Origin of the sequence: Mesorhizobium sp. M7A.F.Ca.CA.001.08.2.1 (assembly GCF_003998455.1) — a bacterium.
Classification (GTDB): domain Bacteria; phylum Pseudomonadota; class Alphaproteobacteria; order Rhizobiales; family Rhizobiaceae; genus Mesorhizobium; species Mesorhizobium ciceri.
Map to the genome: position 1 here is coordinate 1 of NZ_RZPW01000395.1, position 5,750 is coordinate 5,750.

The following is a 5,750-nucleotide window of genomic DNA, read 5'->3' on the forward strand; positions in this document are numbered from 1 at the left end:
CGCAATGATGATGATGGCTCCCTTGATGACCTCCTGGATGCTGGTCGATAGACCGAGCACGAGAAGACCAAATCCGAGAATGCCTATGAAGATTGCGCCGACGACGGAACCGACGATTGATCCATAACCGCCAAAGAGACTTGTCCCGCCTATGATCACGGCCGCGATCACGTCCAGTTCAAGACCCGCTCCCAGGCTGGGATTGCCAGCCGTGGAGCGGGCCGCGAGCATCAGGCCCGCAAGGGACGCGGTCATGCCGGATATCGCAAAGGCGAAGATTTTGACGCCGTCCGTTCGCACACCGGAAAAGCGCGCGGCAACAGCATTTCCACCGGTCGCATAAACACGCCTGCCGTAGGGCATTTGATGCAGCAGGTAGTAGCCGACGGCCGTAAGGACGATCGTCCACCAGATCGGTGCCTGCATGCCCAGAAAACTGCCGTTCCAGAACAGGTTCGAAAAATCATCATCGACGATCGACACGGGCCGGGTGCCGGTGATGGTCAGTGCCAGTCCGGAAAAGATGGACAACATCCCAAGCGTTACGAGAAACGATGGAATGCGCAGTTTTGTAACAAGCACGCCCGACACCGCGCCGATCGAGGCCCCGGCGCCCAACACCAGAAGGGCGGCGACATAGGCCGGGACACTTTGATCGAGCAGCAACGCTCCGATCATACCTGAAAAGCTGGCAACCGAACCGACCGACAGGTCGATTTCACCGCAGATGATGACGAACGTCATGCCGATCGCCATCACGGAAACGATGGCTGTGATACGCAGAACGGCGCTTGCGGTTGAGACTGACGCGAAGTGGGGGGCGAACAAGACGAAATAGAGGGTGATCGCCAGGAAGATCACATAGGTGATGTGATCGCGGAAAAAATTCATCGCACTAGCGCGCATCGGCATCGAGGACGATTTCATGCTGCAACTCCCTGAGCGTGTACGCTGGTTTGTCTGGCGGCCTCGGCCTGCAGCAACGCGCGAAGCCCGGTCTCGTCGTGCGCGCTGCCCATGCTGCGCGTTATCCGCCCCTGCGCCATCACCAGAATGCGATCGGACAAATCCAGGAGTTCTTCGAGTTCCGAAGAAATGAGCAGCACGGCGACGCCATCGCCCGCCGTGCGGCGCACAAGCTCGCGCATATCGCGCTTGGCATTGACGTCCACGCCGGAAGTTGGCTCATCGAGGATCAACAGCTTCGGCTTCATTGCCAGCCATTTTGCGAAGACGATCTTTTGCTGATTGCCGCCTGAAAGCTCCTGGGCTTTCTGTAAGGGGCCGCGGCACAGGATGTTGAGGTCGTCGCGGTATTGTCTGAACAGAGCCGCTATCCGCGCCTTCGCCATCGGCCCAAGGGGACCCGCGAGCGAGAAATCGGAAAGCCGGGGAAGCGCAAGATTCTCCTCGATTGAGCGCCCGCCAACAAGCCCTTCGAGCCGACGGTCTTCGGGAACAAGCGCGACACCAGCAGCGATCGCTCTGCTTACGCTGCCCGGCCGAACGGGTTCGCCTGCGACACTGATGTGGCCGGATACGTCTGGAAGGATGCCGAACAAAGCCTTGCCCAAGGTCGAGCGGCCGCTGCCGACAAGCCCGGCAAGGCCGACGATCTCGCCTGGATCGATCGAGAACGATATGTCGGACAGCTTGCGCGACGTGGCTAGATCGCGGACCTCAAGAGCCGGCGCCCCGATCGACGTTGCCGGGTGGCGTTTCGCGGACACTGTGGCGGTCGGCAAAGGCGCGTCGCCCCTCGGCCGCGACATCATCGCAGCGATATCCTCGATGGATGTCTTGCTCGGATCAAGTGGGCCAACCAGTCGGCCATCTTTGATGATCGAGATGCGATCCGAAAGCCGCAGCACATCGGCCATGCGGTGGCTGATGTAAACGATACCGATTCCGCCCTGCTTGAGCTGACCGATGGTCCGAAAAAGCGTTTCTTCCTCGTGGATGGTCAGTGATGAAGTCGGCTCGTCCATGACGAGCAGCTTGGCGCCCCGCGAGATCGCCTTGAGGATCTCGACCATCTGGCGTTGGGCGAAGGCCAGATCGCCCACACGCGCGGAAGCATCAAGCGAGAAGGCGTACCGCTCGATCAGAGCCTGGGCATCGCGAACCATTGTTCTGGTGTCGACGCGCATGCCGAAGGCGAGTGGCTCGCGAAGGATGAACAGATTTTCGGCAACCGAGCGGTTCGGCAAGACGCTCAGTTCCTGGAAGATCATTGCAATACCGCGGTCGATCCTGTCGCGAAGCGACAAGGCCGTGACGTCCTCTCCGGCGAACAGAATGCGGCCTTCATCCGTTCGATAGGCTCCCATGAGAATCTTCATGAGCGTCGATTTGCCCGCACCGTTCTCGCCGAGCAGCGCGTGCGTTTCACCGGCCATGACCTCGAACGAAATATCAGACAGCACGCGGTTTGCGCCAAACGACTTGCTGATGCGTTGCATCGCTACGATCGCGTTGTGGGACGGTGACGTTTTCGCTTCGGCCATGACGATTTTCTCGATCGCTAGGGGAGCGTCGGCGGCCTGTTGGAGCCCGCCGACGAAAAAGTGGGCTAGAAGCACTCGCCGTTGCAGATTTTTACCACCGAGGCCGGAGCATCTTCCTTGGTGACCTGCTTGAGGGCACTGAGAAGGTCGAGCTTCTTGACACGCAACGTCGGCACCGAAATGTATGGCGGGACGTCATGTCCAAGCAATGCAAGCGCGGCCGCCTTGGCCTCGGCGACGCCCTGGTCGTAGGGACGCTGCGCGCCTACGGCCAGAAATTCGCCGCGTGCAACGTTCAGCGCGCTGTCAGCGGCAATGTCATTCGTGGTGACGACGATATCGCGGCCGAGTGTCTTCGCCGCGGCCATGACTTGCTGGGCGGGCGTGTCCCAGGCAACGAAGATGCCCTTCATGTCGGGATGCGCCGTCAACATTGCGGTGGCAACCTCGTAAGCCTTCTCGGGGGCTGTGAAGGTGCCGACATCCGCGACCTTGATGTCGGGATGTTCGCCGAACGCCTTCAAGGCACCGACCTTTCGGGCTGCGACGGAGTAGTAATAGTCATAAACCAGCGTGATGATGCCGACCTCGCCCTTGCCGCCAATCGCCCCGACAAGTTCCTGCGCGGCGAAGTAGGCGTTCTTTTCATTGTCGGAGGCGACAACGGTCACATAATCCTTGCCGGGCGCCATATCGACCGGGACGTTGTCCATGAAAACCAGCTTGATGCCGGCGGCCGTCGCCTTCTTGTAGGCTTCGGACTCAGACTTCGGATCGATCGGGATCGAGAAGATCACGTCGGGCTTACGGGCGATCATCTGCTCCAGATCGCTGATTTGCTGACCGGGCTGGAACTTGGCGTCGGTGGTTCCAACAATTTCGATACCAAGATCCTTGAGTGTGTTGCTGATTCCGGCAACCTGCAACTGAGGCCAGCCCGCATCCATTGTGTGCATCACCAGTCCAGCGGTAAACTTGCCCGCCTTGAGCTTGGCAAGATCCTCATCGGAGAATTTCAGCACGTCCGGCGACACCGCCGGCGGACCATCCGGGAAGCCTGGGACGGGTTGGCCCCTCGGCGACAGGGGCAGCGGCTCGAGCAGAGCTTTTGCTTCCGGTGGGATGGTGTCATCGGCGAGAGCCGACGATGCGGCCAGTCCCGATAGCGCCAAGGCCAAGGCGGCCGCCATAAATCCACGATAGTACATTTCATTCCTCCCGATCATATGAAACGGCCGTAGCGGCCGGGTGGCGACCTGGCTGGTCGTACTGGTTGGGCGCTGTTCAGCGCCCGTAAGGCATCAATGCCGCCGTGGCGGCACCCGAATAGTTCACGTAGACCGTCTTCTTGCGCATGTAGCTCTCGAGCCCATGCACGCCGTCGTCGCCGCCCAGTCCGCTTTCGCGGAAGCCGACATGGAAACCCTGCAGCATTTCCGGTCCGATCCGGTTCACGTAGATCTCGCCGAACGAAACCTCGTTGACGGCGTTCATGACGCGGCCCAGATCATTGGTGAAAAGATAGGCCGACAGGCCATAGTTGCTGGCATTGGTGATGCTGACAGCCTCCTCGAAAGTGTCGAAGGGCATGATCGGCACGACCGGGCCGAAGATTTCGCGCGTCATGATCGGCATGTCAGGCGTCACATCTGTCAGTACGGTCGGATTGAGCCAGTAGCCGCCATCGATGGGCGCCTTGGTCGGGCGCCCACCGGCGAGAGCAAGCCTCGCGCCGCCCGCCACGGCTTCCGCAAGCACCGCCTCGACCTTTTCCAACTCTTCACGGCTGACTTTCGGGCCGATATCGGTATTTGCCTGCATCGGATCACCGACGACGAGCGACTTGGAGAATTCCACAAAGCGTGTGACGAACTGATCGTAAATCGAACGGTGAACGAGCGTGCGTTCGTTGCATATGCAGACCTGTCCGCAGTTCATGTAGCGCGACGTGGCTGCCGAACGAACCGCCAGCTCGAGATCGGCATCAGCCAGGACGATGAATGGCGCCTTGCCGCCAAGCTCCAGCGAAACAGGCGTCAGATTACGCGAAGCATTCGCCATGATGCGCTTACCGGTCGGGACGCTTCCTGTCATGGTGATGAGGTCGACGCCGGGTTCGCTGCAGAGCACTTCGCCTATGGTTTCACCCCGTCCCGTTATGATGTTCACGACGCCGGCCGGCACGCCCGCTTCGACAAAGATGCGAGCCATTTCGAGCGCCGAAAGCGGCGTGTCTTCATGCGGTTTGAGGACGATGGTGTCGCCGGCGATCATGGCGGGCGCCACCTTTCGGCTGACCAGGGCGCTCGGGTAATTCCACGGAATGATGGCGGCGACAACGCCTACCGGCACACGCTGTATCCAGACCTGCTCTCCCGCGTAGTCGGACGGCAGGATCTCACCTTGAATGCGACGGGCAAATTCGGCGTAGTAGTCGAAGAACTCGGCTGCGCCGCCGACTTCACCTATTGCTTCGTTGATCGGTTTGCCTTGTTCCCTGACCACCACCTCGGCCAGATGCCGGGCGTTCTGCCGGATCAAGACCGCGATCCGCTTCATGATCGCCGCACGGGCAAGAGGCGATTTGAGCCCCCAAGCCTTCTGCGCCTTGCGGGCGGCGTCTATCGCCTGGCGAGCCTGATCCGGGCTTGCCTCGGGCACGTCGACAAAGGCCTTGCCGTTGGCCGGGTTGATAACCGAGCGCGTGCCAGCTTCGCCGACGACGAACTTCCCGTCGATCAACATGAGATACGATGTCTTTTCTTCTGCTGACATGGTTCAATCCGGTTCTGCGTGCGTTGCAGGCGTGCCGACGCCTAAGGGTTGGATTTCGCCGCGGCCATCTGGACCGCGAACTCGATCGCTTCGACCAAGCTGTCCTCGTTGGCGATGCCCTTGCCGGCGATGTCGAAGGCCGTACCGTGGTCGACGGAGGTGCGGATGATCGGAAGGCCGAGCGTGACATTGACACCGGAGAGCGCTTTCCACTCACCGGTCTCGGGATCGACATTGAAGCCGAGCAGTTTCACCGGGATATGGCCCTGATCGTGATACATCGCGACCACCGCGTCATACTGGCGGGCGCGCAACTTGACGAAAACCGTATCGCCGGGAACAGGCCCAAACACGGCAAAATCGGCGGAGTTGTAGGAGGCGACGACTGGGGTCGTGATGTCGATATCCTCCCGGCCGAAATGCCGCCTTCGCCGGCGTGCGGGTTAAGCGCGGCAATCGCAATTCGGG

General features: G+C 60.5%; 4 protein-coding genes and 1 pseudogene. All 5 read right to left on the reverse strand.

Annotated elements, in window-relative coordinates:
- A partial coding sequence (locus EN914_RS21710; protein ID WP_164778840.1) for an ABC transporter permease occupies window positions 1-927 on the reverse strand: 927 nt, incomplete at its 3' end.
- The gene (locus tag EN914_RS21715; protein WP_024505179.1) at window positions 924-2,507 is read right to left on the reverse strand and encodes a sugar ABC transporter ATP-binding protein; all 1,584 of its coding nucleotides are present in this window, start codon (window positions 2,505-2,507) and stop codon (window positions 924-926) included. The genes EN914_RS21710 and EN914_RS21715, both read right to left, overlap by 4 nt.
- 65 nt (window positions 2,508-2,572) lie before the next feature.
- Window positions 2,573-3,715 carry a substrate-binding domain-containing protein gene (locus EN914_RS21720; RefSeq protein ID WP_164756404.1) on the reverse strand — a complete coding sequence of 381 codons (1,143 nt, stop codon included), beginning with the start codon at window positions 3,713-3,715 and terminating at the stop codon, window positions 2,573-2,575.
- 76 nt (window positions 3,716-3,791) lie between these two features.
- Entirely contained in the window at window positions 3,792-5,282 is a 1,491-nt protein-coding gene (aldA, locus tag EN914_RS21725) for an aldehyde dehydrogenase (RefSeq protein WP_024505181.1), read from the reverse strand.
- A 41-nt stretch (window positions 5,283-5,323) separates the two neighbouring features.
- Window positions 5,324-5,750 (reverse strand): annotated as a pseudogene (locus EN914_RS21730) (PdxA family protein); the annotation flags it as partial.